The sequence below is a fragment of the Ideonella sp. P3_A4 genome, assembly GCF_056403075.1.
The window spans coordinates 1-4,480 of sequence record NZ_JBFUGE010000492.1; the positions used below are offsets into that span (position 1 = coordinate 1).

Consider the following 4,480-nt stretch of genomic DNA (forward strand, 5'->3'; position numbering starts at 1 on the left):
CCCAGGCGCTGACCCACGACTACCCGACCGACGCCGAGTGCTGGGCCCTGGCCGGCCGGGTCGAGAAGGACGGCTGGATCGGCCGCTGGCACCCGGCGCCCGGCGCCGCGGTCGCCGTCGAGCCCGGGGCGTTGAAGGACACCGCGGCGCTCGAAGATGCGAGCCTGGGCGACGCGATCGCGCCGTACCGCAGCGCCTTCATGGCCGACCCGTCACACCACTATTCGGGCATCAACGCGCTGATGCTGACGGTGTTGCGCGCCCACCTGGGCGGCGACACAAGCCCAGCTGAAACTGAGACCTTGCTCGGCGGCGTGCGCTGGGCCGTGGCCAGTGCGCTGGCCCACGCGCCGCGCGACTACTGGGCGCGCGCATCGCAGGCGATGCTGAGCCTGCTGTGCTTCGATGCCAGCGCAGTGCAACGTGACCACCGCGCCGCGGCCGCCGCAGCCGACCGTGACTGGTTCGCGCTCGACTCGTCGCTGCAGGCGCTAGCGCTGCTGCGCGACGTCGGCTTCCGGCCAGCAGAAACAGCACTCGCCATCGACCTCGTCGAGCGCGAAATCAAACGCCTCGCCCCGCCGTTCGTGCCACGCCAGGTGCTGCTGTTCTCGGGTCACATGATCGATGCACCGGACCGCGAGACGCCGCGCTTCCCGGCCACGCTGGAAGGCGCCGCAGCCCGCGAGATCGGCGCCGCGATCGACAGCTTGGGTGCCGGCAACGGTGACCTGGCGCTGTGCCAATGCGCTGCCGGCGGCGACATCCTGTTCCTCGAAGCGGCGCAGGCGCGAGGCATTCGCTGCCAGATCATGCTGCCGACCGACGAGCCCGAATACATCCAACGCTCGATCCTGCCCAGCATCGACGGCGCCAACTGGCGCGAGCGCTGGTTCGCGGTGCGTGCCAAGCTGCCCGATCCGCCACGCCTGATGCCCGAAGACCTCGGCCCCGGCCCCCGCGGCGTCAGCGCGTACGAACGTTGCAACGACTGGCTGATGAACACCGCACTCGCCTGGGGCCCGGACAAGACGCGCTTCCTCTGCCTGTGGAACGGCAGCGGCGGCGATGGCCCCGGTGGCACGCAGCACATGATGGACGAGGTCAAGCGCCGCACGGGGCGGGTGAAGTGGATCGACACGCGCACGCTGGCTTGAGCTTGTACCTGTGCCGGCGTTCTGCATGCGGAAGTTGGCGCGTGGGCCGGCCGCCCGGGACATCTTCTGCGGCTCGCTCGCGGGCCACTGGCTGAGCTGATTCACGGGCTGCCCATTAACACGGTGTGGCGGCGATGGAGGCGTGGGGGCGACCGCGAATAAGAGCCGCTGAAGCTGCCCCGAGCACCCGCCCCCAGCAGATCGGGTGCCGGTGCACGGCGTGCCACGCCGCCGACAGATCCACAGGGCGATGGTGGTGCCCCCGCTCAGCGGCYCTTATTCGCGGTCGCCCCCACGCATCTCAGGCACCACCGTGTTGATGGGCAGCCCGCTGCTCACCTCAAACAGTCGCCCGCGAGCGGGGCGCAGAGCGGGGGCACCGCCGTCGCCCTGCGCCGCGACCTCGGCAGGCTTGCATCCAGTCCCCGAGGCGCCAGAGAACCATCTCACTTACAGCGGATGTGCGCCTGGAACCATGCCTCCTTGTTCCAGGTATTTGCCGGGTCCGTGATCCACTCAGCCGCCGCATTGATGCCCGGCATCGGCCCCCACGGCGGCACACCGTTCAGGCCCAGGCTCATCGGCGTCAACATCGGCTGCACATAGGGCGGCAGATAGGTCGTGAACTGGGTCGGGAAGTTGGCCACGGGTGAGCCGCCGACCGAGATCGGTTGCGCCGCGCTGACATGCCAGTACTTGGCCGCCTGCGTCAGCAAGCTGGCAGTGCCGTTGTCGAACTTGCAGCCCTTGGCGCCGCTCAGCTTGAACTCGCCCAGCAGGTCCGGCCCGCCACCGCCCACATCCTGCACCCAGATGTTGAGCCAGTAGTCCTTGAAGTGCGTGCCGGCCGAGGTCGGCGGCAACCACAGCGTGGCGGTGTAGGTGATCGGCCAGCCCCAGCCGCTGGCGTATTGATAGCCGTCGGTGGTGACCTGGGTCGTGAGGTAGATCTTCCACTGGTCATCGCCATTGAGTTTGGCTGTCAGCAGCGTGTTCTGCGCCGAGGCGGTGACGGGTGCGGCCAGCAGGGTCAGTGCGCAAGCCAGGGCGGCTGCGCCGGGATTCAGGCGGGTTGACGTCGTCATGTTGTCTCCTTGTTTCGACAGTCGGATAGAGCCTGTTCACGCGGAGCGGGCGGCATGCCGATGGGCGGTCGCCCAGGGCCGCGCGGCCGTCACTCTATGCCGCTTGATCCGCCAACGCACCCCCATGCCGCCGTGTTTGTGGGGCTTGCGCAGGCACGGGTGGCGCCGCAAACTCACTCGCCGCGGCGCCCCGCCCGTGTCCTGAAGACGCACCCCCATGAACAAGCCTTATTGCGCCTCGTCGCTGACCGTCATGGCGGCTCTGCTGGCCGGCCCCGGCACCGCCCAGACCGCCCTCAAGCTGCAACCCGGCCTGTGGGAGCAGTCGATGACGATGAAAACAGCCAGCGGCGAGATGGAAGCCAAGATGGCGCAGATGCAGCAGCAGATGGCCAACATGCCGCCCGAGCAGCGCAAGATGATCGAGGCCATGATGGCCAAGCAAGGTCTCGGCATGGGTGGCGCGGCAAACTCGGTCCGCGTCTGCGTCAGTGCCGAGCAGGCCGAGCGCGGCTACATGCCGCAGCACGACGGCAACTGCAAGCAAGAGATGCTGGAACGCACCGGCACCACGATCCGCTATCGCTTCAGCTGCACCGGCGAACGCCCCACCAGCGGCGAGGGCGAGTACACGATGACCAGCCCGACCACCTACAACGGACGGGCCAGCGTGGTGACGCAGATCAAGGGCAAGCCGGAAAAGATCGACATGACGCAGAACGGGCACTGGGTCGGTGCCGATTGCGGCACCGTCCAACCGCTGAAGCTGAACAAGCCATGAGGCCGGCGGCGCGCGCCGCGCTGCCTCAAACCGCGTACCAGAGCGCGGCGAAGAAGTGGCAGACGCTGCCACCGATCACAAACAGGTGCCAGACGAAGTGTGCGTAACGCACCCGGTGATCGAGCAGGAACACCACCGCGCCCAGCGTGTAGCTCAGGCCGCCGGCCACCAGCCAGGCGATCCCGGTCACGGGCATGCGTTCGACCAACGGGCCAGCCGCGATCACAGCAACCCAGCCCATTGCCACATACAGCCCGGTCGACCACAGCGGGTGTCTCAGCCGATTGAGCAGCTTGATCGTGACACCCAGGGCCGCGGCGGACCAGACGATGATGAACAGCGCCCAGCCCCAACCGCCGCGCAGCACACCCAGCGTGAACGGCGTGTAGCTGCCGGCAATGAAGAGGTAGATCGCGGCGTGGTCGAGCCGCCCCAGCCATTCCTTGGCGACGCCGTTGGGGATGGCGTGGTACAGCGTCGAGATCAGGTAAAGCAGGATCGCCGTGCCGGCAAACACGCAGGCCGCGACCACATTGACGGCCGTGCCGCGCTGCGCGGCGTAAAACACCAGGATCGGCAACGCCGCAATCGCCAGCACGCAGCCCAGGCCATGGCTGATCGCGTTGGCGATCTCTTCACCCAGGGTCTGCGGGCGATCGGCGGTGATCGTGCGGCTCGTTGCGTTCATGGTGTGACCATCGTAGCGGGGTCCTCCGGCACGGCCATCCCACGGCCGGGGGACCCAGTTCAAGGGACAGTCAGGCAAGCAACGTGCCCGCGCTTGCCTCAAAGGTCCAAACTGACGGCGATGTCGACCAGCGACTCGGCCAGCGGGCCGATCAATGTCGCATGGCCGGTCAGTAGGTCGATCCGGTAGAAGCCGGGCTGGCCCGCGACACCCATCGATGCGAAACCAACGTTGGTGCTGGCCGCGCCGTTGACCTTGCGCGAATGCACGTCGAAGCCGATCGGGGCGTCGGGGTCCACACCCAGCTTGCCGGCCACCGACAGCGAGCCGTTGTTGGCCGGCGCTTGCACCACCACCTGGTTCAGGGTGGCATCGACATCGAACAGCGTTGTCGCGGTGTTCGCATCGAGGTCGTTGTTGGTGTAGCCGATCGCCACGACACCGGCCGCTGCGGCGCCGGGCGCGTAGTTCAGCGCCGGGTCGACGAAGGTCGTGCGTGGTTCCGGCATGAAGAACGGATGCCGCAGGTTCTGCCCGCTGTCGCTGATGATGCGCAGCGCATTGGCCGCGGGGTTGAAATCGATCGCGAAGCGGGTGCCATCGAGCGCGGTGCTCAGTTGCGAGACCTTGGTCGCCACCGCGGTGGCCAGGTCGACGGTGTAGAGGCCGCCGCCATTGGCCAGTGCGTACAGCAGGCCGTCCTGGACCCGGAAGTCGATGCCGACCACCGCGGTGTCAGCACCGGCCAGGCCGCTGAGCGTGCCGACGG

General features: G+C 68.0%; 5 protein-coding genes. 2 read left to right on the plus strand and 3 right to left on the minus strand.

Going from position 1 to position 4,480, the window contains the following annotated elements; translation table 11 throughout:
* Positions 1 to 1,157 (plus strand): tetratricopeptide repeat-containing protein (locus AC1DYI_RS27510; RefSeq protein WP_477207305.1); only part of this gene is annotated, 1,157 nt, incomplete at its 5' end.
* A gap of 446 nt (positions 1,158 to 1,603) precedes the next feature.
* Here AC1DYI_RS27510 and AC1DYI_RS27515 read toward each other — a convergent pair.
* Complete coding sequence (locus tag AC1DYI_RS27515) at positions 1,604 to 2,242, minus strand: hypothetical protein (protein ID WP_477207306.1); 639 nt, start codon at positions 2,240 to 2,242, stop codon at positions 1,604 to 1,606.
* 217 nt (positions 2,243 to 2,459) lie between these two features.
* On the opposite strand from AC1DYI_RS27515, the gene AC1DYI_RS27520 reads away from it, so the two are divergent.
* Positions 2,460 to 3,023, plus strand: coding sequence for a DUF3617 domain-containing protein (locus AC1DYI_RS27520; protein ID WP_477207307.1), 564 nt, complete (start codon positions 2,460 to 2,462; stop codon positions 3,021 to 3,023).
* Positions 3,024 to 3,048: 25 nt separating this feature from the next.
* Here the strand turns inward: AC1DYI_RS27520 and trhA are convergent, their stop codons facing one another.
* Together trhA and AC1DYI_RS27530 are read right to left on the minus strand one after the other, a co-directional pair.
* Positions 3,049 to 3,711, minus strand: a complete 663-nt coding sequence (gene trhA, locus AC1DYI_RS27525) for a PAQR family membrane homeostasis protein TrhA (protein ID WP_477207308.1) — start codon at positions 3,709 to 3,711, stop codon at positions 3,049 to 3,051.
* A 98-nt stretch (positions 3,712 to 3,809) separates the two neighbouring features.
* A partial coding sequence (locus AC1DYI_RS27530; RefSeq protein WP_477207309.1) for a DUF4394 domain-containing protein occupies positions 3,810 to 4,480 on the minus strand: 671 nt, incomplete at its 5' end.